Below are 25,090 nucleotides of genomic sequence, written 5' to 3'. Positions count from 1 at the left end.
ACCCCCGGTCAGCTCCCCGAAATGATATCGGAGCCTGCACCACTGAGTTCTGCAGCGGATGAACCGAGATCAAGGACATTCGAGCCGACGGCGAGTGATCCGTCTCCGGAGAGCACGGACGAACCGAGCTCCAGTGTCGACGAACCGAAGTCGATGAGCGACTCAATGAGGTTGATCAGAGATTCCATGAAAGACCTTTCCATCGTGTAGGCGTCTATTGACGCAGTGACGAACACCACACTAGGCGAAACTTTCCCTCTGCAAGGGAAAATGCCGAGAGAAGGCGGGAAGACTGACCCCGCCCCACACCGCACGGCCTGTCACAACAGCCTGGCAGAAACGTCGGCCGCCACTCACCCGTCCAGTCGCCGGGCGATGAGGGGGAACGGAGCAATCCCGGCCTCATGGAGCTGTTTACGGACGACACTGTAGAAGCTTGGACGCAGTACCTGTCCTGCGAGGAACGGTATCGCTTTCCCAGGCAGGACTGCATAGTTCATGATGAGTATCGGCGTGTCCCCGGTGAACTCCAGCAACGTCGAATTGTCGACTCCGAGCGTCCGGGCGTACCACTCCGAGATCGACGCCCATGCCTCTACAGCGGCCTGCGGGACCGCGTCTCCGGCGAAATGGTTGAGCAAGATTTCTCCCTCCTGCCCCTCGGTATCACCGAATCTCCCGGCGTTACGGGCGACGGTCGCCAGTTCCGGTGTCGGGAAGCCGAGAGCCGAGGTGCGCCGGACAAGCTCATCACGCACCTCGTCGCCTGCATGGACCAGCAGCGCCACGTCATATCGTGGTCCCCCGTCGACAGGCACGACCATCGTCACCTCCAGAGCATGGGCAGTGACCGCACCCTCTTTCCGGAGTTCTTCAGCGATATGGACAAGATGTTCCTGATAGTGCTCCCGGCGCGTGCTCGCCTTCACGAACGGACCCCGGAGCTGCAGATCGATGTTCCACGCCAGATACGTGAACCAACCGTCCAATGGTTTGTCGAAATTCATTGTGGCCTCCAAGCATTGATGTGATGTGGGGGAAGGGTGTCGAGGAATATCCAGATAGTTCCGGTCCAGACGACGGCGGAGCCGAGTAGATGCAGCCCGATGAGGGCTTCCGGCAGGCCAAGTACCACCTGCGCGATTCCGACGCCTCCCTGGAGGGACACCACGAGGAGAAGTATCCGGACATGTCTTCGCAGCGCGGACCTGCTACTTCGGCGTGTGCCGATCCATGCCCAGACCGTAAGTGCGGTGACGACAATCGCGGCTGCGGCATGGAGGCGGGAGACGGTGATCCAGTCGAACGGCATGCGCGGTACATCGGACGAATCGCCGGCGTGTGGGCCGGTCCCGGTGACGACGGTACCGAGCATGATGAGTACCGCGGTGGCGATGAGCAGGCTCGTACCGAGTACCCGCAGGGCAGGTTGGTACGGCTCCGGAGGGCCGTCTCGATCGAGTTCGCTGACGCGGTGCCACGTGACAGTGGCCGTTCCGACGAGCAGCATCGCGGCGATGAAGTGCCCCGCGACGACGTACGGGTTGAGCTCGGTCCAGACCGTGATGCCACCAATGACGGCGTTGAGCACCACCACCCAGAACTGTGCCCACGCCCACCTGCTGACCGACGGTGCGGGACTGCGCTGCAAGCGGGTGGCGATGATCAGCCAACCTATGATGACGCAGAGGACGACCGTGAGCAGCCGGTTGCCGAACTCGATGGCCCCGTGGAGCCCCATCTCACGGGTCGGTGCCAGGGTATCGCTGGTGCAGTACGGCCAGGTCTCGCATCCGAGGCCGGAACCGGTGAGCCGCACGGTCGCACCCGTCGTGACGATGAGGACGCTGGCCACGAGCGCGGCGAGTGCGGCCGAACGGAGGCTGCGGCGCTCGACACCGACGCGGTCGGCGAGCCATGAGAAGGGATTCGGCACGAGTCACGACCTCTAGACCAGGACTGCGATCGCGGCATTCACGATCGTCAGAACACCGACAGACCAGAACAAGGTAACTGGGATCGACACTGTTCGACGCTGCCGTGCCCCACCGACACCGAGCAACGCGGCGATGACGAGGAGCACGACGAGTTTGATGCCGATCTTCATGTAGTTCAGCTCGTGCTCGAGACCCCACGGTGCCGCGAGCGCGAGGCCGGTAACGAGTGCGGTCGTCATTCCCCACTGCATCATCGCCGTGATCCGTGCGCGTCGCTTGAATGCCTCGACCGCCCAGGAGCCCAGCAATAGCGCGAATCCCACCAGATGCAGCAGGACTATAATCCCGCGAACAGTTTCCACGTCCTCGGTTCCTTCCTTCGTGGGAGCGTCCCCTTGTCAGTTGGCGACGTAGACGTGCGCGCGGCCCAGATCCTGACGCTCGGCAATGTCGAGCAGCGCGGCTGCCATGTCCGATGCAGTAATCATCCAGCCCCGTCGTAGCGGCCTTCCGACATTGAGCCGGTAGCTTCCTTTTCCTGCCGCGGGTCGGATCCGCGGGGCGCGGATCGCTGTCCACTGCGCCTCGCTCTCCCAGAGAACGACGTCCATGCGCCGCATGTCGTCATAGGTGGCACCGAGGAACGTCTGGAGGAGTGGCAACACAAACCAGAGTTTCAGCAGACCTTGGTGCGCCCAATGGTCAGCGACCTCGGAGGAGATGACGACGATGCGTGTCACTCCGTGACGTTTCATTGCACGCAGAAGGTTCCGAGTCCCATCCGAGTACAACGTTGTCGGTTCCGTCGACGTACCGATACCGACCGTGCTCACCACCGCATCGATATCCTCGAGAAGCGGTTCCACCGACCCTGCTGTGGTGATGTCCGCCGGTTCGACGGAAAGGCGGGGGTGTTCAAGGCCCAAAGACTCCGGACGCCGTGCAATGGCGGTGACTTCGTGCCCGCGTTCCAGGGCCTGCTCAACAACGTGGCGACCGACCATACCGGTGGCGCCTGGTACCAGAATTCTCATCGTGTCTCGTCTCCTGTCCGGGGGATCACCAGATACACTGACCAGGTAGTCCCGAAGGTAGATATTCCCGATATGGGAACACTTTAACAAGGAGGTTCGCCGGTGACGAATGCCCTGGTAGAACAGGTACGCATCGCGTTACAGCAACAGATCGTGGATGCCACACTGGGCAATGACCGCATAGCGCGGGATAATGGCCTGCAGATGACGGACCTGCAGACACTGCACCTGCTGGTCCTCAACGAGGACATCCGCACACCACGGCAGATCAGCTCAGCGACAGGGATTCCGACCAGCACGGTCACCCGGATCGTCGATCGTCTCGAACGAGCCGGCTTCATCCGCCGCACCCCTGACGACGTGGACCGCCGCCGCACGGTCATTGATCTGGTCCCGGAAGCCATCGCCCCTCTACAGTCGCTCTACGGGGACAGAGACGAGCGATTCGCCACTCTCGCGTCCAGCTTCAGTGCCGATGAGCTCCACACCGTCATCCGGTTCCTCACTGCCATGAGTGAGTTCTACACCCCTGATAAGCCTGAACACTGAACGTGTAATAACAGTCGAACGTCGACTATTGCGCCACGGGCCCAGCGGCGTCCGAGGACCCGTCCTACCGACGGGGATTGGGCTGGTCGGTCACCGCAATACTGGGCGCAGACGTTGTCGCGTGTGGCGGCACGGGAGTAATGCAGGTTGTCACCGCAGGCACTTTCGGTGTGTCTTCTGCTTCAGTTTCGCCACCACAGGACGCCGCGGCGAGGGCGAGCGCGGCAACCGCCACTACTGCGGCGAGCTTTTTGCTATTCACGGAGCCTCCTTGTGGCGGTTATGCGCATGACAGTGACACAACTAAGGAGAATCTAACGCCGCAGTAATTCATACGGTGAATTATCCATACAGGCAGGGGTATACGATCCACCCCGTCTACCACCCTTCGGGGTGGCCCAGCGCCAGTAACAGGAAAATGGGCACCTCCCGAATCCTCGGGATGTGCCCATCAGCCATCTTTTGTGGAGCTATGGGGAATCCACAACATGACGACACTATCCGCAGTTCAGAAACAGTAGACACACTATCGACCTACGATCCTGTAGGGAAAGAATAGTAAAACAGCCAAAGAGAGGCACCAGTCATCAGCAATGATACCGAGACCTACGGCCCGATCATCCTCGACGACTACATGAGCATCGACACCCCGGGCGAGAACAGTCAATTGTCACTTCGAACCACAGACGCTATTCACGATCTCCTCGCCCTCGCTCATCACGAGCGCACCGGACAGCCCGACAGCTACCGTGTGCAGGCGGATATGTACGCCGGCGCGGCCGCTCACGGGCATGACCTTGCCTACGCCCTGGACATCCTCACCAGCCAGGCACACGAAGCAGACGCCAAGGCCGCAGAGTAGTTACCCTCCGCTAGACAGAGTGAAGCCCCCAACGCCGCTCACATCGACGTCGGGGACTTCACTAAGTGACCATACTATTCGAACCCTCAGACGAGCACGCCAACCGCATACTGGGCTACTTACGGCGACGGCGCGGGGGCAGACTGCCGGGGAGAGCATGGACCTGAACAGCCATTTCGTCCTTGCCGACGAAAAGACAACGGGCCGCAATCGGGAGAACTACAGCCTCACCCGCTACGCCGGTGATGGTGAAACGCCAGCCCCTAAACCCCACCGTCCCACCACGTAAGACCCCCACTACCAGAACAAACGGTGGCAGTCACGCGTCCAGACACCACCCTGGGGGTACCCGGCAACTGCATTGGAGCCACCACCGAGGTCATAGAGCCATGAAAACTGTACGAGTTCTGAACCTTTTGGAAATCGTTTCCGACATTTATGGAACTGATACCTTCGGCATCTCTTTCGTTTGTGCCGAAGAAAACCCTGCAAGAGACCAGGATCTCATGTACAACAGGACGTGAACTACATCCCGCACGTTGACACGGAAGGCAGTTCCACTATGAGAATCAACCTCAAGCGCACAATCACCGTCGTTGCTGCAGGCGGCCTACTCCTCGGAGCAGCAGCATGCAGTGAAGACGACACATCAGACGCAACGTCAGGCGCAAGTTCAGCCGCTGAAAGCGGTGCAGCGGAAGCATCTGACGCAATGAGTGGTTCGGATTCGTCTGAATCTGCCGACGCGTCCGACGCCGAGACGGAGGGTGCAGGCTCAGAATCGGAGGAAGGTGCGAATACCGAACTCACCGAGGGCCTGCAGGCTGCCTACGACGAGGCAGGCGGCGAGCAGGGTGCTTGGGGCGCTGTGAAAAGCGTTGAACGCGCTGACGGCGCGACACTGGCCACGTTCGAGAACGGGTGGGCCGTGGAGAATGACAGCGGCGAGGTGACCCCGCTGATCGGGAAGATCGGCGAGACCTGGGCCAACGACGGTGGCCTGGACAACGAGGTCGGCCTGCCCACCACCCCGGAGTCCGGGGACGCGGCGCAGGGCTGGACTCAGCAGTTCGAGAACGGCACGATTTCGTGGATGCAGGATGACGAAGGTAACTGGGACGCTGATATTGAGAGCGGCCAGTAGCCAAAACCTATCGACCCTCCCCCTGCCTTACATGGCGGGGGTTTGTCACTTCACCATCGCTGAGGGCCTGTTGCTGCCGTCGATGAGCACCCGGTGTGTTCCGGATTCAATCTCGGCGTCCGATTCGTCCGGTACCTCGCTAATCTACCCGTCGGCCCCCTCGATCAAGCCATACTTATTGAAGCTAGCCTCGATATCGGGGTCGTACACGGCGGTTACGATCGAGCGGTTGAGTCGGTGCTCTCGAATAATGTCGGTCATTTGTCGAAGCGCAGCCTCAGGCATCGCCGGGGAGATGGATGTACGGCGGGGGGGGACGAGGAAGCCTCGTTCAGTGACTTCCCCGGAAGCCACAATCTGCACCGGCGTACATGTCCCGCGAATCTCGCTTATATCGTGAATCGCGCAAGGGCCGCAGCAATATCACGCCAAAGCGGTGGCCTCTTGACCATCAAACTCACTCGTATCAATCACAGCACGGAAGTACACCTCGCCTCGTACGACCCGATCGTATGTAGTGTCTACCTCGTTTACACCGACCTTTTCAATGATCGCACCGATGCTGTGCTCGGCACAGAAGTCCAGCATCTCTTGAGTCTCGGCGATTCCGCCGATCATCGACCCAGCGAGGATCTTCGATCCCCCAACCACTGCGCCGAAGTGCAGGGACTGCGCAGCGGGCGGCATGCCCACCACAGCCAACGCGCCATGGGGTTTCAGCAGGGACAGATAGTTGTCCAGGGGGATGTCGGCACTGATCGTGTTGAGGATCAGGTCAAACTCCCCGGCATGGTCGCTAAAGAACCCCTCGTCCTCGGCCGCGAGTGTTCCGGAGGCTCCGAGCTCGAAGGCGAGCTGTTCCTTCTTACGGGTACGCGATAGCACCGTCACATTCGCACCCATCGCGACAGCGATCTGGACGCCCATGTGCCCCAGCCCGCCAAGGCCTAGGATCGCGACGTTCTTTCCCGGCCCAGCACCCCATCGCTTCAGGGGTGCATATGTGGTGATCCCGGCGCACAGTAGCGGCGCAGCAACGTCGAAGTCGATGCCGTCAGGGACACGGCAGACGAACTGCTCGTTAACGACGATCTTCTGCGAGTAACCACCCTGTGTGATGCTTCCGTCAACGTCGACAGAATCGTAGGTCATGATCGCACCCTTGAGGCAGTCTTGTTCTTGGCCGTTGCGGCATTGTTCGCATTCGCCGCAGGAGTTGACCATGCAGCCGACGCCGACCCGGTCTCCGATCTTCCAGTTCGTCACGCTGGAGCCGACAGCGGATACAGTGCCCGCGATCTCGTGGCCGACGGTAAGGGGAAAGTGGGCACTACCCCACTCATTACGGATCGTATGGATGTCGCTGTGGCAGATGCCGGCCGCTGCGATGTCGATGACAACATCATCAGGACGTGGATCACGGCGCTCTATCTCTACCACACGGAACGAGTCCTCTGCGCTGGTCTTCTGGAGTGCCTTCACGGTGAGGGACAAGATAACCTCCTGCAGCTATTTTCTGGCATTAGCCACTAGGTAACGTGGCTCTACCTGACGAGATCGTACGCTCTCCGTGCATGGCACGAAACCTGATCCCCTTGCCGCCCGCGCCTCGTGACCGTTCGGACGTCAACGTGACTAACGCCTGTAGACCGTGGAGCACCGACGACAGCACCGCAGCGCGTCCACTGCCCCGGCACTTCCCGCCAACCGCCCGGCGACATCCCGTGTCGTGGGGCTTCGCCCTACTTCGATCCTCGCCACCCACCTCCAGGGCATCTGTCATCCATTGATCGCCAACGAGAACACGACCTAGCGTACTGCCACCAGAACCGGGACGTGAAAATATCACCGTCGGATTTGTCGGCGTGGTCAACTTTCTCAACGAGTAAATATACCCGTGGCCGTATATGCGACGGTAAGTTAAACAAACAACCGATGAACATGTCATAACGATCTCGCAACTTTGGTCGACGTTCCGAAGCCGGTCGCATACTCTGACAGGTGTTCGGCAACCTCCTCACAGGAAGATCGATACATGAAAAAGTCATTTCGGGCCCGTATTGTCGTGGCAGCTGTTGCTGCGGCACTTCCGCTCACTGTATTCCCTGCCACAGCCAACGGTGATTCGGCCGTGCCTAACGCAACAACGAGCACCGCAACAGCTAAAGAGACCGAGCGGCTGACCGCAGATGATCGACAGCTGATCAATGAAAATCTTGGCTACGAAGCTATCCCCGAAAGCGCCGCAGCGCTCCAATACAATGGCGACAAGGTTGATGTTCTCGATGAGAACGGCGACATCATACCTGTCGACATCTATCAGCGAGAGTCAACTGCCCCCACGATCCAGGCACGGAGTGCGGGAGACGAGATCAAGCGTGTCGTGGGCGCGTGCCTCGGAATCGACTTCTTCGGCGCTGTGGGTGCTTGGGAGGCGATTGAATCCCAGGTGAACTCTTGGGACAAGGCCGCCAAATTCGTCCTACGACGTGTGGGGCTCATCGGCGCAATCTCTTGCGGCGGAGGCGTATTCGCCGAGTACCTCCTCTAAGAAAGGATAGCTATGGGAAACAAGTTCGAAGAATACTCAGGCGGAATGAAGCTGAGTGCACTTTCCCTCACCGTCGTCGTAGTACTGGCTATTTATGTGGTCACGGCTGATGCGTCGCAGTGGGTGCAATTCGCAGCTATTACTGCCGTCGCAGTAATAGCAGTACTCTTCATCCGAATATCTGGAATTGGACGGAATAAAAGGGCCGAGAATCGTTAGCGAGTAGATTGCTAGCATGCCCCTCGTCGTCCACCCCCAGGGCGCGTGTCTTTCAGCCTTCCAGAGCAGCGCGGGGGTAGGAAGCGCGACCTAGGTGTAGTTCCCCGTGAGGTTGTGAACACGCGCTGAGGGAGTCAGCCCCGTTACCTTGATGGTGTCCCCCGTAAGCTCGGGGGCAGGTCACTGGCCTTGGTATGGCTGATTCGCCCTGTTGTTCTACACAATGATCCGGGGGGTGTTGCCGCCGAGGTACCAGGACGCACGCTGACGGCTAATAGGGACGCGGCTCACCGGCTTTCGGGTGCGGTGAAGTCTCTTCGTAACGTGGGTGCCCGCACCGAGTGTCCGACCACCACCAGTGATCTTCCACCACAACCACATACCAACCTCCCCCGAGGAGGGGAACCACCATGGAAGACACCACCATCTACGGCGTCTACCTCGGACTCGACGTCGGCAAAACCGCCCACCACGGCTACGCCCTGACCACCGATGGCACCACGGTCTACGACAAAGCTCTACCCCAGGACGAAACCAGCCTGCGCACCGTCTTCGACGAGCTCACTGCCCATGGCAGTGTGCTGTTGATCGTGGACCAGCCCAATACCATCGGTGCCCTGCCGATCGCCGTAGCGAGGGCCTGCGACTGCGCGGTTGCCTACCTGCCCGGCCTGGCGATGCGTAAGGCAGCTGATCTGTACCCCGGACAAGCCAAGACCGATCCGCGGGATGCGTTCATCATCGCTTGCCACCGCCCGTACGATGCCGCATACCCTGCGTGCGGTGGACCGCAATGCTGAGGTATTTTCCGCGCTGAAGATGCTGTCCGGACTCGATGACGACATCGCCCGGGACGCCACCCGCACGATCAACCGGCTGCGCAGCATCCTGGTGCAGATCTACCCGTCGTTGGAGCGGGTCTTCGCCGGTGAGATCATCCAGCGAACATTCGTCCTGGACCTGCTGATCCACTACGCCGGGCCCACGAAACTGAAGAAAATGGGCAGGAAGCGGGTGCTAACCTGGGCCCGAAACCACGCCAAGAAAGACCCCGAGGCCCTGGTCGACGCCATCTTCCAAGCCCTGAACGCCCAGACCGTCACCGTGCCCGGCACCGCCGCAGCAGAAGTGGCGATCGAAGATGCTGGCGACCAACATCAAGGCGCTGAAAACCCAGCGTGACAGCATCGCCGGGCAGGTCGAGGAGATGCTTGATGACTTCCCTCTTTCCTGGAGCCAGTTGCAGTCTTGATGTCGATGCCCTGGGTCGGCATCAAGACCGCCGCCAACATCCTGCTGTCTGTCGGCGACTGTTCCGACTTCCCCGATGCCGCCCACCTGGACCCCTCAGCCGGCATCGCCCCGGTGACCAGACGGTCCGGCACATCAATCCGTGGGGAGTTTTCCGCCCGATCCGGCAACAAACGGTTGAAGAATGCCCTGTTCAGATCCGCCTGGATCGCATCGAACTGCCACGACGCTTCCCGGTCGTACTACGCCAAGAAACGGGCCGAGGGTAAGCGTCACAACGCGGCCGTGATGTGTCTGGCCCGCCGGCGGTGCAACGTCATCTTCGCGATGCTCACCCGCGGGGAGTTCTTCCGGGAGTTGCCACCACGGGCCACCGCGGAGGCCACTGCAGCCTAGATCGCTGAACTGAGCCCCTGCTGTCCGTCCCACAGGCGTCGCAGGCCCGGAAGCAACCGGGCCCAACACCTACGCCACCATGTTCGAAATCAAGCTACAGCTGGTGATCACGAAGGACCGAAGAGCCTACGGTCCAGGGGTTGACAAAGTACATAGGGACACCCCCCCGATAGCGGTGTGAGCTAGGTGGTGATTGTAGTCATGCAGGAACTGGTCGTACACCGCCTCACGCGAAGACTCACTCAGATACGGTCGTGCGTAGGCCCACTCGCTCATCAGCGTGCGGTTGAACCGTTCGACCTTGCCGTTGGTCTGCGGCCGATACGCCCGGGTGAACCGGCGTGTCACCGCCTCACCGAGGGTGTTGTTGAACGCATGCGAGCGGTAGCAGGCACCGTTGTCAGTCATCACCGCCTCCACGGTCACCCCCAACGAGTCGAAGAACGCCGCCACCCGAGTCCAGAACCCGGCAGCGGTGTGCTTACGCTCATCATCCAGGATCTCTTCAGTACACCATTCTCGAGTAGTCATCGACGCCCGTGGAGCAGGTAGCGGTAGGTTTTCCGCGGCGCCGGCCCGTTGGCCATCTTTCGACTGGTGCGGTGCTGGTCGGTGCCTTTACCTGCGGTACGCCACCCGCCGCCATCGGGTATTCGCCCGATTTTTTGATATCGACATGCACCAACTCGCCGGGCCAGGTTTTCTCGTAGCATGTCGGCGGGGCCTTGCGCACCGGCAGGCCGGTGGCTCGAGCAACTCCGTCGATGCAGTCCAAGACGGGCATGCTGTAGCGGGCCAGCACCCGGCCGACCGTGGAGCGGGCAACACCGAGGTGGTAGCCGATGCGGTGGGGTCCCCACCGGCGGGTGAACCGTAGCTTGATGATCCTGCGCTCCCTGCGGCGGGTGAGCTGGTGGGGGCACCTGCGTGGTCGGCTGGTGCGGTCGGCGAGATGTTCGCCGGCGCGGTGGCGAACCACCCAGCGGTGGGCGGTGGCAGGGGAGACGTTGAACCTTTCGGCCGCCCGGCGTTGAGTCCAGCCATGGTCGATGACCAGGCACACGAGCCTGGCCCTGCCGGTCGGGGTCAGTGGTGCGTTACGCCTGGGACACGGAAGACCTCCTGTGCGTTGTCGGTGCGTGGTTGCCCCACAACGGTTACCGGAGGTCTTCGTTATGTGTCATCCCCCGGGCGGTGTTCACAACCTCCCCGGGAAGTACAGCTAGCTTCCGTTTTCAGCCCCTTATCCACCATCTTCTGCTTCCCCTCCACGGTCAGGCGCACAGCGGCACGCACACGCTTCCGGTCTGACAGGTCAATGGCGTAGCCCACCGTCCCGTCAGCGCCCATCGTGCGCCTCACCTGCCAGCGGCGACGCACCAGCACCTCCTGAGTCCGCACACCATGCACCAGCGCCAGAGCAGTCGGGAATCTGTACCTCTCGGGAACATGCGCCAACAGCGACTTAGTCTCCCACAGCTCCGGCAGACTCTGACGGGTAGCGCCCTCCCCCACCTTGGGCCTACGGGTTTCCAGACGACCGGGCTAGCCGGAACTATCTCTCGCCTAGCAGCCCACTTGAAAACAGCCGTGAGGTGCTTCTTCGCTCCGTTATTCGTCGGTGCGGTGTCCGGGAACTGTGTCCACATAGCTTCCCACCACGCGTTAGTGTCCCTACGGGTCGCCTGAGACACCGGCATGGTGCGAAACGCCCCGGCTTCACCATTGGCATCCAGTAGCCGAAGGTTCAACTGACGGTCATTCGTCTGTCTCGTTGATTGCTCCCACGCTGAAGCAGTCTTGTAGTCAAGCCATCACCTGACCATCTCAGCGACAGTGACCCCCTTAGCCGCCCTCGCTTCCCGCGCAGCCATGTTCCTCTCCTTAGGGGGAAGCCGCTCAGCGATCGTTCCATCTACTGTCATACGGTCGATCAGGGTCCACTCTGCTCGATACCACGCCTCTACAGCCCCCACCGTCTCGAAGCTCTGCCCGCCTGGCCTGTGCCGCTTTCCGTCAGGCCGGTGAACTTCCCGAACCACCGGCGGGCCTTCCCCTTGGGCTTGCCATCGTTCCAGGGTTTCTCCCCGAAGGCTCGTCGCTCTCCGCAGTTGTTCGGCATCGTCTCCTACTTCCTCTCGCTATAGGGGAACCGTAGGAAACAGGTGCCCCATCATGCGGTCCCCTGCCTTCCCACACGTGTGCTACAGTTAGCGACGTGACCTGCACAAAGAAAGGAACCCGCTGGCCTGAACGACCAACGGATTCCATGATAGTGGAGCTATGGGGAATCGAACCCCAGACCTTCGCATTGCGAACGCGACGCTCTACCAACTGAGCTATAGCCCCGCAGTCTCACGCGGAGACAACACAGAAGATCGTACACCCGGTTCCCTTCATTCGCCTAGCCACGGGGGCCTCCCCGCACTGTAGTGTCAGGCACATGCTTCAACTAAGGCCAGCAACTCCTAGCGACCTCACCAGCGCGGCCGACACTCTTTCGCTCGCTTTCGCGAACTACTCATGGACCGACTGGACTGTCGCCGCGGACAGGCATGTCGAGCGAATCCGTGAGATTCAACGTCTCTGCCTCGAACATATTGCTCTGCCGCACGGGCTTGTCTACGTCAGCGACGACATTACCGGCGTCATCGCACTCACCGGCCCAGGAGCTCAGCAGCACATCTCCTCAGGTATATGGTCACAGATTCGGTCCACTACGGGAGATGCGCCAGCGGACGACACCGATCTAAGCCTCCCCCAGTCCCCCGTCACCGAGAGTTGGGAACTCGCCACCATAGGAGTACATCCCAAGCACAGGGGAAACGGTCTGGGCAGCGCGCTGATCGCCCATGCGCTCAATGTCCTGGACACCGCCACTGGCGAGCGGACTCCCGTGCATCTGGAGACCTCCGATCCCCGTAACGTCGACCTGTACGCACGCTCTGGTTTCGTGACTCACGCCGAAACACGTCTCAGGAACGGCCCCACGGTGTGGTCGATGCAACGCGAATAATTGCCTGCAGCGGTCGGATCAACGATCCGGTCGCTCCCAAATAGTAGCCAGAGTGTGTACGTTCAGGCTCGCGACGTGGGTGTCGCCGGATTCCGAGACCAGCACGATGCCCCGCGGTCCCTCATTCGGGAAGCTAAAGGAGGACAGCGACTCCTCTCCATCGTTGACAAAGACCTCCACTGACCCGCGATCGATAAGTACCCGCAGTCGGAGGTGGTCTTCCCGCGGCCAGGGGGCTGCTCGATACCCACGATCTCCGTTTCCAGTCAAGCGACGGTCTACGCACACCCGTCCGGCGAGGTCGTCGTAGCACACCAGGGTGTGCGCGCCGTCGAGCGTGTTGTGGACCTTCAGACCGATTCGCTCAGCAGTTGTCGCCGAGAGGTCCAACTCGAGCTCGATCTCAGCGGCCTCTGAGTCCGCCATCAGTACTCGCTCTTCGTTAGACCGTAACCGAAACTCTCCGAACTCCGTAGTACTGTCGCGCAAGCTTCGTATTTCAGCGACCGGGGTATTGCGCAGTTGGTCGTCGTCGAGTGTCAGTTCACGTGGAACCGTAAGCTGTCCTGCCCAGTTGTCTGTCAGCTGCGGAGGGGTAGGCACAGCGAACGACCCCATCCACCCATAGGCGATCCGTCGCCCATCGGGAGCCTCGAAAGTCTGGGGGGCATAGAACTGGTGCCCCCAGTCGAGCGGACGGTACTCGGTGGCTTGTTCGAACTTCTCACCGGGTGCCCAACTACCCACCACATAACCGGCATTATGATCGTTGCGCCCACGATAGCCATCCGATTCCAGCCCCATAGGGCAGTAAAGCAAAACCCACCGGTCACCCAACGGAAACATGTCGGGGCATTCCAGCATGAAGACCGAAGGATCGGGATCCTCAAAGATCACGCGATCGAACTCCCAGTTGTACATGTCATCGGAGGTATAAAGCCATACCTGGCCACGATTTTCTGCAGAGCAGGCCCCAAAGATCATGAACCATCGGTCCCCAGTGCGCCACACTTTCGGATCCCTGAAGTGCTGCAACCCTTCCGGGCACTCGACAATAACTTCCTTCTTCTCGAACGTCCGCCCATTCTCGGACACCGCCATGCACTGAACCTGCAGGTTACCTTGGTCTTCATTGACACCGTTACGCCAACGGTGTCCGGTGAAGTACGCGACGAGCTTTTCGTCATCTGAGACGACAGCGGATCCAGAGAACACTCCGTCGCGGTCCGCTTCAACCGATGGTGCCAAGGCAATAGGTTCGCGTCGCCACGTAATCATGTCAACGGATGAGACATGTCCCCAGTGCATGGGACCATGATTTGTGCCGAACGGATGGTGTTGAAAGAACACCTGATAGCGGCCGTTGAAGTACGATAGCCCGTTGGGATCGTTAATCCATCCCGCTTTGGCGGCGATATGGAAGACCGGGTACCACCTCTCACGCCGCCTCGACAACAAAGCGGAGACGCCGTCCTCTGCAGCGGTTAATTCATCGTCCATCGTCGGGATACTCCTTCGCCTGGGAAGTAGATGTGTTGGGGACTGGAAGTCGCTCGTGGTCCGGAACTTCGGCGACTGTCGCCGCCGAGCGCGCTGCGGCACGTCCATCCCTGTGGAACGGATCCCCGAGCACGTGTTCGTCATCCCGTTTCAGCGCGAAGAATGCATAGAGTCCAGCGCCCAGGACAATCATTGAGATGACCACGAATGTGGGCTGGTAGCCTACCTCATCCCGAAGCGCACCCAGCGGCTGGGACAGTACCACGTTGCCAACTTGCGCTGAGATCTGAAAGCCCACCATGTAGAGCGTCGCCGATAGCACCGGATTGAAGTGTAGCGTGAAATACCGGAAAATCGGCAAGATGAACAGTGGTACTTCCACTGCGTGCAGCATCTTAATCGCCGAAATCACGACGGGGTCGTCGAAGACAGCGGAACCAAGGATACGGAATGCCATTACCGCCGTTCCGAGCAACAAGGCGGTCCGGATCCCGACCTTGCGCATGAGCACCGGGATCAGCCCCATCATCGCAGCCTCGGCGAAAACCTGGATCGAGTTCAGTACACCGTAGACCCGCTCCCCCTGCGCCCGAGAATCGAACAAACTCGTGTAGAAGTCAGGGAACATCTGCTGATCATACACAGTGTAGAACGTCCAAGAAAAAAGGACGAACACGATAATGGCCCACAAGGACCGTTTCTTGAGAAGCCCTGCCATTTCTCGAAGTCCCGGCTGCGCAGCCTCGCTCTCCGCAGCCCCCGCCGCAGTTGCCACCGCATTCCTTGGTCTCCAAAAAATCTGTATCAACAGTAGCGCCGTTCCTAATAGGGAACCAGCCCAGAAGTTGAGGTGTGGGTCGATGGTGAAGAGGAAGCCTGCCGTCAGCGCAACGAGCGCATACCCGAAGGACCCCCACATTCGCGCCTGGCCGTATTCAAAGTCGTACCTCCGGCTCATCCGCTCGGCCAGTGCCTCCAGCAGTCCGACCCCCGACATGAAACCCGCCGAGAGGACCACAGATCCCAGAATTACGCCGAGGATGAACTGGCTCTGAAGAAGGGGTTCGTAGACCCAGATCATGAAAGGAGCCACGCACGCAGCAACCACACCAACGGTGATCGAGAGATGCCGACGAATCCCGAGCCTGTCCTGCAGTGTCCCGAAAAAGAACATGATGATCAGGGTGGAGAGTGAATTAACGGCATACACTGTGCCCACTTCTGACCCGCTGAGATTGAGCCCGTCTTCCCGAGTCAGCCACAGCTGAAAGAACGACCACCAGATACCCCACGATCCGAAGAACAGCAGTAACGTCACCGAGCTCTGCAGATACGACGGGTTCCGTAACGACATCTTGAAGTTAGCCACAATCCTTGGCCCCCTCCGTAATCAGGGTGCAGATGGGGCCGCCTCGCGGCCCGTATCCGCCTGCTACATCGTTATAGCAGTGTGGTGAGCGTAACATCAGTGCTGCGGTATGACAATAATTACTTTTCGCAGGGAACCTGCCGGCGTTCAGCTTGTATCAGGATGCCAGGACCGCGACAGAGGATCTCACGATCAACGGCATAGGGACCAACGTCTCGGCATCATTCATCTCGCGCTTCCCTTTGCCCTGTAGGGCAGAGGCACGACGAAGAACGAGACCTGCGGCAACCTCCCCCATCCGTTCGTACGGCAACTGTGTGGTCGTAAGCCCCGGCCTAAGATATGAAGCCAAAGGATCGTCATCGAAGGAGATGACCGAAACGTCGGGGACCGGTGTTCCGGACTGGGCCAGCCCCTGGTGTAGTCCGAATCCGATGCGGTCGTTGGCGGCCACCACCGCGGTCACGTCCGGCCGACTCACGATCTCCTGTGCAGCACGGTAGCCGAGGTCAGGTTCCCATTCGTGCCCTGGAACCTCTAGCGCAAACCCCAGACCCGCTTCCTTCATTGCAGCATCGAGACCTCTGAAACGACGGCCGATGGTGACTGAGACTCGTGGATCCTGATGTAAAGGTGACCTCCCGACAAGTCCGATGGTCCGGTGCCCACGTTCCAGGAGAAAGTGAACGGTCCTCTCACCAGCGGTGTACTCATCCGGCAGGATCGCCGGAATGCTGCCGGCCGTGCCGTTAACGACGACCATCGGCAGAGCAGCAAACTCATTGGGAACATCGAGTTCTCGCGCCTGCATCATTCCGAGGATGAGGCCGTCGACGCGCCGCGACTGCAACTCCCGGATTGCTCGGACCAACTCCCTCTCACCGTGACCTGTCTCAGCGATAAAAACCGCGTGCTGGTTCGCTTCGCCGACGTTGAGTATGCCTCGGATCATGGCGGAGGCGTAACGAGTCACAGTCACCTCATCAGAGATGAAGCCGATAGCCTTGGAACGCCCAGTCTTCAGCCCTCGCGCATAATGGTCAGGGGTGTAGCCGAGTGCCTGAGCAGCGGCACGGACGTTGGCCGCTGTGGTCTCGGGGATACGCGAGCCAGGGCGATCATTGAGGACGAAACTCACTGTCGAGACAGACACCCCGGCCCGTCTGGCGACATCAGATAGGGTGATGCGTCGTGTCACTGAAATCCTCCTTCCCAGTGAACCCTACCGGTAGGACAGACTCGCGAAGACCCTCACCCCGAGGCCAGAGTAAGGGTCATTCTGCTGTGGAGCTGAGGGGAATCGAACCCCAGACCTTCTGCATGCAAAAACACGCGCACCAGGCGTTATGGCCAAACAGCAACAAGACACCGAGTGGCATAGCGGCTGGTCAAAGTGCTAACAGCGTGACGCCGCGAGAAGGTCAACTAAGCCTGTAGCGGACTGGAACGAGTCATAGCTTCCGACAGTGAAGGCAAACATCTGACGCTCAGCGACAACGGACAACCGAAAGCATATGCAACAACATGATTATCATGCTAGACATGAATAAACGTGTCCCACATCACACAGGAGCAGGCCAATGGCCTTCACACCACAACAACTCCGCCACTTCATGCAGATTTGGCCACCGCTACTCGGCGCAGGCGTTCGAATCCGAGAATTCGCAGACGACGGCTCACGCGTCCTCGTCACCCACAAGCCCAACAAGCTCACCCAGAACGCTGTCAGAACAGCCTTCGGCGGCACCATGATGTCCAGACAGACCCGTTCTTCATGATGGCATCACTCACCAGACTAGGAAACGACTATAGAGTCTGGGACATCAGGAGCGAGGTCGACTTCAAGAAACCTGGCAAAGGCACCATCACCGCCGACATGCGCATCAGCGAGAGCACCTACGACCTCATAAAGGAGAAGACCGCCGACGGTTCCAAGTACCTCCACTGGCACGAGGTCGACATCACAGACGAACAGGGCGACACGGTAGCGACGGTCCGTAAACAGGTTTACTACCGGCTCAAACAACGCTGAGCCATCGCCCTGGGGCCCGGCCCGCCTCGCCCCTCGACGGTTCGGTTGGCAAAAGGGACTTCGGATTCTGTACAGGTTCCAGGGTCGCGGACCCTGCGTAAATGCACCGCCGAGGGCGCTGTATGGCTGTCTGTGGGGCGTAAGGGAGATCCACGGTCGTATTTTGGGTCGTCAGGTAGCCGCAATGGTTTAGCTCGAACTTTAAGAAAACCCCTCGCGCCGAAGGGTGAGCCGAATGCGCGAGGGGGACCCATGAAACCCGGGGTGTCTCACGCCCCAAGATCGGGCCGAGAGCCGTCGGCCCTGCGATGACACTATCAAGGTTGCGGCCCACGTGTGTTCGAAACACACACCTGTGGGAATAATTGTTTGAACATTGTCATGTACGGAGATACTGTGGTCCACGTCACTTGCTGAGCTGATTCCTCCGGCGTGTGACGTTGGTGAGAGTGTGCCGATACCGTTGAGGGGTTCGGCATACGCGATGCCCCCGGTAGGAGAGAACCGGGGGCATCGCACTACCGACGAGGGGTGAGGCTTTTAGAAGATAACACTAAGGCCTTTTAACAACGTATCTCAGCCAAGGGTCAAACTCACAAAAACCCAGACCCGTAATCGTGAATACCGCCCGCGCCTACCGGAAGCTCAGACAGGTACCGCCAGGGGTACCGCACCACCCCCATTTCAGCTCGCCGCGAACCGTTGCACTGCAGTTCTGTAGTGAGTGTTCTATGTTGTGAACAGTGGGGAGTGATGACCCCGCTGATGGCGCATCTCATGATGCTCTACCTTTCGGAGCAGGCACGCATTCCTTTTGGTGTGCGTGCCTGTTTTTGCTTATGGGTCGCCAGAGACCTACTCAGCGGCCCAACTCACACTAGAGCCGGTCGACAGTAGAGAGTTAGGGTTGCTTTAGCCACTCAGATTGGAGCACAGCATGAACAGCAGCGTCATCGTTAAGTCAATCCTCGCCGCCGACCCCTACTATCAGTGCATCACTCACATGATGCCCCGGGCAGAGGTCGCGACCGACAGTACGGAAGTCTCCGCGAGCACTTCTTCCTGATAGTCGAGCACACCACCCGGAAGGTGATGTGCTCTTCTAGTGACAGAGCATGTCAGGACACCGTAGTCTCGGTGGCAAACAAACCTTCAGGGGTCTCCCTAGTCAGCGATCCAGTTTTCGTCGTCGGCAAAGAGGTACGCTTACGAACTGTCGTCCTACTCGGAATCGTTGGTTTCGTCGCCCTCCTCGTTGGCGGTTGATTCACGTTCAACCTGCTGATCTCTCTCCTTATCTCCAGATGAACTCAACACCGACGATTACGCTCATTGAACGTCCGCATACGACACCAGGTACACAGCCAGCAATCACCCAAGCTGCTGGTGTGACGGAGTTTGGATTTATGGCTTTCCGCGATCATCCGAGATGCAACTCTGACCAGCCATAACTGTCCTACAGGAAAAGATGCACCACATAGAGCACACTCGGCGGGCACCTCGTCATAGAGAGCGCGGAACATCGGGGGCACAGACTTATACTCTGATGACAAGGCCGCTCTCCTTCTTGTTTAGTGGTGCGGACCGTCGAGCGCTCTGATGACGACCGGGGCGGGTCGGCGACCTCGGCAGGGTCTCCGAGTCGTAGGTTTCCCACCATTTATTTTTTAGGGTACAACATTATAGTTGGGCGGGCCTGCTAGTAGTCGTGCGCGGGTGGAACTCCACCCGCGCCCCTGGTAAAGACAGGCGCTACCGTTCGCGGCTCAGTTGCTTGAACAACTCAGCACGGCACCAACTGCACAGCCAACAGTCATCGAAACCGCTGACATCCCGGATCGCCGCCCGGTCACGCTCACACACCACGGGGGACACGACCCGGGTCGGTCATAAGTTGTTTTCCTCTTTCCAGCCGCGCAGTGCGCAGGAAAACGGCACTTCCGCCTCAAGCACTCGGTAAGCCTCAGGAAGTAGCTCAGAACGTACTGCCACGGCCACCACCCTTCCCGTCGCGGCCCAAACCCAACGGCAGCGGGATACGACGCTCGAACTTCTCACGCCGTCCTGCGGCCTACCGCTGTGTCTTCTGGTTATGGTGCGGAATGCACATTCATTGCGCGTGCTCGATCACGTCCTGCCCGCCTCTGGCGACGTTAAGGACGTGATCAAGCTCTAGGTTCTCCTCGGCACCCCAGACTACGCAGCGATAGTCGAGTTCACGGAGGGCTTGCTTTCGTACGTTCCGCCACATCGTGCTGTTGTGGTGGCGACCTCACTCCCAGAGCATACGGCCTCCTCCCATTCAGGGTCATACAGGATATCCGTCGGTGCCCCGGTGGTGTTGAACTGGTCTTCTACACCAAAGACACCGGGGATTTCGCACCCTCCGCGCATCTATGGCTCGACGCGGGCGTAGAGGTTGTTGAGCTCTTCCACGCGTTGTTTGTACTCGGCACGAGCCTTCGGCAGACCAACCTGCACGTCATCGAACTTACCCCGCGCGGCTTTCAGGATTGCTTCGATGCGCGTGTGATCCAGCGTGTCGAGCAGACCTGAGACCTGTACACAGTGCGCCTGGTCGGCGTTGCCCCGGATGGTCTTCTCCCGCTGGTTCAACAGCATGGTCAGTGCCGGGCCACCGTGGGCGAGGTAGGCGGCGTAGATCGCATCGGCGCGGGCCAGCTCGGACAGTGCGGGGGATCAGGTCGTCGGAGTCCGCCAGTACCCGTGTCTGTTTGATGACTAGCTCGACTCAGTGGCCGTGAAGATGGATGCGCTCATCAATAGCGGGCTGAAAGCGGACCAGACAAAGAAAGACCGGGTTAATGGTCAGAATGTGTGTCCGGAATCCGCGCTCTGCAGCAGGTCACCCCACTGAAATGACGGATGAATAGCTCCCAGACAGCTATTCGCCCAGGGTAAGTCACAAAACCACGCCCGTATGCTCCACCTCTGGTCCAACCCTGCCGGTTGGATCGGCACGGATGAAAACCAACAGACCCCGATGCCCCGTCTGCGACGGGACCATGAAGAAGAACCGCACCACCTCTAAAGGCACCACCCGCTGGCGCTGCGCCACCTGCGATGCTTCCTCAACCCGCACCACCCAGACCACCACGGTTCAGGCAGCGACGTTCCGAACCTTCATCGATTGGGCCACCAGCACAAAGCCCCCTCGACGATGTTGCAGCCACACAGCATGTCACTGCCCGCACCCTGCAGCGACGCATCACCTGGTGCTGGTACATCAACCTGCTGACCCACCACGAAAGTGCAGCGCTGCCTGGTGCACATCCAACGCGTCATCCGTCGCCACACCACCAGCAGACCCCGCACACCAGCCGGAAAAAACCTCTACCTTCGCGCCCTGAAACTCACCCGCATTCGTGACCTCGACGAGGCGGCCGCCTGGGCCACCCGCCGGCACGGCTTCGGCACCGTCTACCACGACCACCTCACCGAGAAGACCGCCTCCGATCCACGCACCACACCAGGTGGACGCAACTAGACCTGGACTCGCGCCCGGGTTTGCAAGGCCTACAACAGCCTGCTCACCGTCTACCGACGAGGTCACCTGTTCAACTATCATGAGGTTCCCGCCCGCCTGCCCGCCGACGACACACCACCACCGGTGTTCACGCTGACGACGAACACCCTCGAAGGCGGCATCAACGCGATGATCAATAACCTCGCGCGCGCCCACCTAAGCTTAAGCCCAGAACACCAACGCACCGTCATCGACTGGTGACTGTACTTAGACACACAAGTCCCCGACGACCCTGTCAGGATCGCCGGGGACCAAAGATTGGGGACAGGCCGCACTCGCCGAAGCACAAGACCTGATCGCAGCGGACAACCAGTCATCCTCCGAGGACGGTCGACCAGCTTCCTACGACACCGCGATCGACTTTACCTACCAACACTCTATGGAAGTGCAGAAAGGATGGCTCGGCCGATGACACGCCGGCAAAAAGCACGCATTTTGTCGTATAACCCGAGCTGGATGACGTGGCCGTGAGGATGGGGCAGGTCATCGCCAAAAGGAAGAAGGGCTAGGGCTGCGCTACCAACGTGCTACCAAAAACGAGGAAATGGCACCTTCCGTCTGCTGGAAAGCGCCCTTGACCTGCTGATTATCTTGTGGAGCTGAGGGGAATCGAACCCCTGACCTTCTGCTTGCAAAGCAGATGCTCTACCAATTGAGCTACAGCCCCGAGGGGGTCTTACTGGTGGGCCTAGGAGGACTTGAACCTCCGACCTCTTCGTTATCAGCGAAGCGCTCTAACCGCCTGAGCTATAGGCCCTCGAACGAGACAGAACTTTACCCATACGACACTGAACTTACAAACCGACAGGTCAGGGCACGTTTTCGGGAGTCTCTGTCTCCTTCACATCCTGAGGGGAAATCGTCACCTGGAGCCCGCCGACAAGTCCGGTCGCCGCGTTGTAGAGCAACGCCATCACCGGGGCGAACAGAGTCACGACGATAAATTCCAACAGACCGACACCGGCCGCGACACCGAAGTACAGACCGGCGGAGATCCGATCGGCACCGATGAGATCGGCCAACAGGTTGTTCATCCGGTCCCAGACGCCACCGAGCCCCAGGAAGATGTAGATCAGGGCGGCGGCGACCATCCACGCGACGAAGACACAGGCGCTCAGGATCGCACCGATCTTCAATGCACTTAGCGGTGCAATCTCCCGGAGTGAGGCTCTCATGAGTTCTCCGCCGCCTGGTTGACCACTTCCTCGCCCTCATCCTCGACATTGCGGTCGACGGCGAGCAGTTCCACACCCTTGGCCAGGTCGACCAGTCGCACGCCCATGGTCGCACGGGAGGAACTGCGGATCTGCTTCACCGGGGTACGGATGACTCCGCCAGCGGAGGTGATCGCAAAGACCTCATCGTCCAGGCCGACGGTCACCGCACCGATCAGCTTGCCGCGTTTCGGATCGTACTTGAAGGTCATGACACCGAGGGTCCCACGGCCCTTTACCGGATACTCCTCCACCGCGGTGCGCTTACCGTAACCTCCCGAGGTAGCGACAAGCAGATAGGAGTTGTCGTCGGCGACAGTCAACGCCAGCAACTGATCGTCACCCTTGAAACGCATGCCCTTAACGCCGGCGGTAGCGCGTCCCATAGGACGCAGCGTGTCGTCGTCGGCAGTGAAACGCAATGCCTGGCCCTCCTCGGAGACGAGCAGAAGGTCGTCCTCACCCGTGCACAGGCGAGCCCCGATGAGCTTGTCACTCTCGTTGAGGTTGATGGCGATCAGACCACCGGAACGGGCAGTGTCGTAGTCGGTGAGGTGAGACTTCTTCACCCGACCCTGCTGGGTCGCCAGCACCAGATAGGGGGCGTCCTCGAAGGACTGGATCTGGATGACCTGGGCGATCTGCTCACCGGGCTGGAACTCGAGCAGGTTCGCCACGTGCTGACCACGCGCCGTCCTGGTGGCTTCCGGCAGTTCGTAGGCCTTGAGTCGGTAGACGCGGCCGTAGTTGGTGAAGAACATGATGATGTCGTGGGTGGAGCAGACGAAGAAGTGACGCACGATGTCGTCCTGCTTCAACTCCGCACCACGCACACCCTTCCCGCCACGACGCTGCGAGCGGTAGGAGTCGACCTTCGTACGCTTGGCGTAACCGGTCGAGGTGATCGTGACGACGACGTTCTCCCGGGCGATGAGATCCTCTTCGGACACATCCCCGGTGGCTCCGACGATCTCGGTGCGACGGTCGTCGCCGAACTTCTCCACGATCTCCGCGAGCTCGTCGTGGACGATACTGCGCTGACGCTCAGGGGACGCCAGGATGTCCTTGAGGTCAGCGATGGTCTCCTCGATCTCCGCGAGCTCGTCGACGATCTTCTGTCGCTCCAGAGCCGCCAGGCGGCGCAGCTGCATCGCCAGGATGGCGTCCGCCTGAACATCGTCGATGTCGAGGAGGTCGCGCAGTCCCTCGCGGGCGATGTCCACGGTCTGGGAGCGGCGGATCAGCGCGATGACCTCGTCCAGCGCGTCAAGCGCCTTGACCAGTCCGCGCAGGATGTGGGCCCGCTTCTCAGCTTCGTCAAGCCGGTACTGCGTCCGGCGGATGATGACTTCGATCTGGTGCTTCACGTAGAAACGCAGCATCTGGTCGAGACGCAGGGTGCGGGGCACCCCCTCGACGATGGACAACATGTTTGCCCCGAAGCTGGTCTGCAGCTGGGAGTGCTTGTACAGGTTGTTCAGCACCACGCGCGGCACGGCGTCCCGCTTCAGAGTGACGACGATGCGCATACCGACACGATCGGACGATTCGTCGTCGATCTTGGCGATGCCGGCGATCTTGCCGTCGCGGACCTGTTCGGCGATCGACGCCACCAGGTTGTCCGGGTTGACCTGGTAAGGCAGCTCCGTGATCACGATGATCTGCCGGTTGCCGTCTTCCTCGATGTCGGCGCGGCCGCGCATGCGGATGGAACCACGACCGGTCGTGTAGGCGTCCTTGATGCCGGAGTCGCCCACGATCATGCCCGCGGTCGGGAAGTCCGGTCCCTTGACGCGCTCCATACACGCGTCCAGTGCCGTCTGCTCGTCCGCCTGCGGATTCTCGAGCAGCCAGAAGACCGCTTCGGCGAGTTCATTGAGGTTATGCGGCGGAATGTTCGTCGCCATACCGACGGCGATACCGCCGGATCCGTTCATGAGCAGATTGGGGACGCGGGACGGCAGGACGTCCGGCTCAGTCGTCTTCCCGTCGTAGTTCGGGGAAAAGTCGACGGTGTTCTCGCGGATGTCGCGCACCATCTCCAGTGCCAGCGGTGTCAGCCGGCACTCGGTGTAACGCATGGCAGCCGGGCCGTCGTTACCGCGGGAACCGAAGTTACCCTGCCCGTCGACGAGTGGGTACCGCATCGACCAGGGTTGTGCCATGCGAACGAGGGTGTCGTAGATGGCGGTGTCGCCGTGGGGGTGGTAGTTACCCATCGTCTCAGCGACGGGTTTGGCGGACTTGACGTAGCTGCGGTCCGGGCGGAAACCACTGTCATACATCGCGTAGAGAACACGCCGGTGGACAGGCTTCAGGCCATCCCGGACCTCGGGCAGCGCACGGCCCACGATGACGCTCATGGCGTAGTCGATGTAGCTGTTCCGCATCTCCTCATTGAGGTCAATGGGGGTGATGCGGTCGAACAGCGTCTCGCCGCCGCCGTAGTTGTCGTCGCTCACTTCGGTG

The 25,090-nt window shown here is 60.1% G+C and carries 21 protein-coding genes, 3 tRNA genes and 3 pseudogenes; 10 read left to right on the top strand and 17 right to left on the bottom strand.

All coding sequences use genetic code 11. The features are described 5' to 3' along the window. Positions 1-8: 8 nt before the first annotated feature. The 5 genes from CGLY_RS00205 to CGLY_RS00185 all read right to left on the bottom strand — a co-directional run bounded on the left by CGLY_RS00205 (position 9) and on the right by CGLY_RS00185 (position 2,971). The gene (locus CGLY_RS00205; protein ID WP_038544924.1) at positions 9-188 is read right to left on the bottom strand and encodes a hypothetical protein; all 180 of its coding nucleotides are present in this window, start codon (positions 186-188) and stop codon (positions 9-11) included. A 165-nt stretch (positions 189-353) separates the two neighbouring features. Further along, a complete protein-coding gene (locus CGLY_RS16545) occupies positions 354-1,007 on the bottom strand; it encodes a hypothetical protein (RefSeq protein ID WP_052539350.1) in 654 nt (217 codons plus the stop codon). Next, a complete protein-coding gene (locus tag CGLY_RS00195) occupies positions 1,004-1,936 on the bottom strand; it encodes a COX15/CtaA family protein (RefSeq protein ID WP_052539348.1) in 933 nt (310 codons plus the stop codon). The genes CGLY_RS16545 and CGLY_RS00195 overlap by 4 nt, the downstream gene beginning before the upstream one ends. 12 nt (positions 1,937-1,948) lie before the next feature. Beyond that, positions 1,949-2,299, bottom strand: coding sequence for a hypothetical protein (locus CGLY_RS00190; RefSeq protein WP_038544919.1), 351 nt, complete (start codon positions 2,297-2,299; stop codon positions 1,949-1,951). 36 nt (positions 2,300-2,335) lie between these two features. After that, on the bottom strand, positions 2,336-2,971 hold the full coding sequence (locus CGLY_RS00185) for an NAD(P)-dependent oxidoreductase (protein ID WP_038544914.1): 636 nt from the start codon (positions 2,969-2,971) through the stop codon (positions 2,336-2,338). A gap of 102 nt (positions 2,972-3,073) precedes the next feature. Here CGLY_RS00185 and CGLY_RS00180 point away from each other — a divergent pair, with 102 nt between their 5' ends. Next, entirely contained in the window at positions 3,074-3,520 is a 447-nt protein-coding gene (locus tag CGLY_RS00180) for a MarR family winged helix-turn-helix transcriptional regulator (RefSeq protein ID WP_038544907.1), read from the top strand. A gap of 64 nt (positions 3,521-3,584) precedes the next feature. On the opposite strand, the gene CGLY_RS17330 is transcribed toward CGLY_RS00180, so the two are convergent. Then, positions 3,585-3,782: a hypothetical protein gene (locus CGLY_RS17330; RefSeq protein WP_144313605.1), complete on the bottom strand. Its 198-nt coding sequence runs from the start codon at positions 3,780-3,782 to the stop codon at positions 3,585-3,587. Between the two features lie 372 nt (positions 3,783-4,154). Here CGLY_RS17330 and CGLY_RS00175 point away from each other — a divergent pair, with 372 nt between their 5' ends. Next, positions 4,155-4,382 (top strand): hypothetical protein, encoded by a 228-nt coding sequence (locus tag CGLY_RS00175; RefSeq protein WP_038544903.1) that lies wholly within the window; start codon positions 4,155-4,157, stop codon positions 4,380-4,382. A 562-nt stretch (positions 4,383-4,944) separates the two neighbouring features. Continuing rightward, positions 4,945-5,526 (top strand): LGFP repeat-containing protein, encoded by a 582-nt coding sequence (locus CGLY_RS00170; RefSeq protein ID WP_038544900.1) that lies wholly within the window; start codon positions 4,945-4,947, stop codon positions 5,524-5,526. Between the two features lie 423 nt (positions 5,527-5,949). On the opposite strand, the gene CGLY_RS00160 is transcribed toward CGLY_RS00170, so the two are convergent. Next, on the bottom strand, positions 5,950-7,020 hold the full coding sequence (locus CGLY_RS00160) for an NAD(P)-dependent alcohol dehydrogenase (RefSeq protein ID WP_038544893.1): 1,071 nt from the start codon (positions 7,018-7,020) through the stop codon (positions 5,950-5,952). A 157-nt stretch (positions 7,021-7,177) separates the two neighbouring features. Here CGLY_RS00160 and CGLY_RS17495 point away from each other — a divergent pair, with 157 nt between their 5' ends. The 3 genes and pseudogenes from CGLY_RS17495 (at position 7,178) to CGLY_RS17015 (ending at position 9,943) form a co-directional block, all read left to right on the top strand. Continuing rightward, entirely contained in the window at positions 7,178-7,339 is a 162-nt protein-coding gene (locus tag CGLY_RS17495; RefSeq protein WP_158407357.1) for a hypothetical protein, read from the top strand. 222 nt (positions 7,340-7,561) lie between these two features. Beyond that, positions 7,562-8,077 carry a hypothetical protein gene (locus CGLY_RS00155; RefSeq protein WP_038544889.1) on the top strand — a complete coding sequence of 172 codons (516 nt, stop codon included), beginning with the start codon at positions 7,562-7,564 and terminating at the stop codon, positions 8,075-8,077. A gap of 629 nt (positions 8,078-8,706) precedes the next feature. After that, positions 8,707-9,943, top strand: a pseudogene (locus CGLY_RS17015) (IS110 family RNA-guided transposase). 126 nt (positions 9,944-10,069) lie between these two features. On the opposite strand, the pseudogene CGLY_RS00140 reads toward CGLY_RS17015, so the two are convergent. Both CGLY_RS00140 and CGLY_RS00125 read right to left on the bottom strand, forming a co-directional pair. Then, a pseudogene (locus CGLY_RS00140) lies at positions 10,070-11,033 on the bottom strand (IS481 family transposase). A gap of 1,186 nt (positions 11,034-12,219) precedes the next feature. Next, positions 12,220-12,292, bottom strand: a tRNA-Ala gene (locus tag CGLY_RS00125). A gap of 94 nt (positions 12,293-12,386) precedes the next feature. On the opposite strand from CGLY_RS00125, the gene CGLY_RS17010 reads away from it, so the two are divergent. After that, positions 12,387-12,959: a GNAT family N-acetyltransferase gene (locus tag CGLY_RS17010; protein WP_081803702.1), complete on the top strand. Its 573-nt coding sequence runs from the start codon at positions 12,387-12,389 to the stop codon at positions 12,957-12,959. 18 nt (positions 12,960-12,977) lie between these two features. Here the strand turns inward: CGLY_RS17010 and CGLY_RS00115 are convergent, their stop codons facing one another. The 3 genes from CGLY_RS00115 to CGLY_RS00105 form a co-directional block, all read right to left on the bottom strand. Next, positions 12,978-14,459, bottom strand: coding sequence for a glycoside hydrolase family 32 protein (locus CGLY_RS00115; RefSeq protein ID WP_038544872.1), 1,482 nt, complete (start codon positions 14,457-14,459; stop codon positions 12,978-12,980). Next, the gene (locus CGLY_RS00110; protein WP_081803701.1) at positions 14,449-15,828 is read right to left on the bottom strand and encodes an MFS transporter; all 1,380 of its coding nucleotides are present in this window, start codon (positions 15,826-15,828) and stop codon (positions 14,449-14,451) included. Before CGLY_RS00110 ends, CGLY_RS00115 begins: the two co-directional genes overlap by 11 nt. Positions 15,829-15,985: 157 nt before the next feature. Continuing rightward, complete coding sequence (locus CGLY_RS00105) at positions 15,986-17,026, bottom strand: LacI family DNA-binding transcriptional regulator (protein WP_038544870.1); 1,041 nt, start codon at positions 17,024-17,026, stop codon at positions 15,986-15,988. A 382-nt stretch (positions 17,027-17,408) separates the two neighbouring features. Here CGLY_RS00105 and CGLY_RS18015 point away from each other — a divergent pair, with 382 nt between their 5' ends. Further along, positions 17,409-17,606 carry a hypothetical protein gene (locus tag CGLY_RS18015; protein WP_320406896.1) on the top strand — a complete coding sequence of 66 codons (198 nt, stop codon included), beginning with the start codon at positions 17,409-17,411 and terminating at the stop codon, positions 17,604-17,606. Then, positions 17,603-17,860: a DUF4442 domain-containing protein gene (locus CGLY_RS18010; RefSeq protein ID WP_320406895.1), complete on the top strand. Its 258-nt coding sequence runs from the start codon at positions 17,603-17,605 to the stop codon at positions 17,858-17,860. Before CGLY_RS18015 ends, CGLY_RS18010 begins: the two co-directional genes overlap by 4 nt. 2,394 nt (positions 17,861-20,254) lie before the next feature. Here CGLY_RS18010 and CGLY_RS00095 read toward each other — a convergent pair. Next, entirely contained in the window at positions 20,255-20,482 is a 228-nt protein-coding gene (locus tag CGLY_RS00095) for a hypothetical protein (protein WP_038544867.1), read from the bottom strand. Between the two features lie 362 nt (positions 20,483-20,844). On the opposite strand from CGLY_RS00095, the pseudogene CGLY_RS17005 reads away from it, so the two are divergent. Next, a pseudogene (locus tag CGLY_RS17005) lies at positions 20,845-21,819 on the top strand (IS256 family transposase). Positions 21,820-22,001: 182 nt separating this feature from the next. Here CGLY_RS17005 and CGLY_RS00085 read toward each other — a convergent pair. From CGLY_RS00085 to gyrA, 4 genes are all read right to left on the bottom strand, one after another. Further along, a tRNA-Ala gene (locus CGLY_RS00085) sits at positions 22,002-22,074 on the bottom strand. Between the two features lie 13 nt (positions 22,075-22,087). Next, a tRNA-Ile gene (locus CGLY_RS00080) sits at positions 22,088-22,164 on the bottom strand. A 52-nt stretch (positions 22,165-22,216) separates the two neighbouring features. Continuing rightward, positions 22,217-22,582 carry a DUF3566 domain-containing protein gene (locus CGLY_RS00075; protein WP_081803700.1) on the bottom strand — a complete coding sequence of 122 codons (366 nt, stop codon included), beginning with the start codon at positions 22,580-22,582 and terminating at the stop codon, positions 22,217-22,219. Next, positions 22,579-25,083, bottom strand: coding sequence for a DNA gyrase subunit A (gyrA, locus tag CGLY_RS00070; protein ID WP_038544864.1), 2,505 nt, complete (start codon positions 25,081-25,083; stop codon positions 22,579-22,581). The genes CGLY_RS00075 and gyrA overlap by 4 nt, the downstream gene beginning before the upstream one ends. Positions 25,084-25,090 lie beyond the last annotated feature (7 nt).

Source organism: Corynebacterium glyciniphilum AJ 3170, assembly GCF_000626675.1.
Taxonomy (GTDB): Bacteria; Actinomycetota; Actinomycetes; order Mycobacteriales; family Mycobacteriaceae; genus Corynebacterium; species Corynebacterium glyciniphilum.
This window is presented reverse-complemented; position numbering and strand designations above follow the sequence as displayed.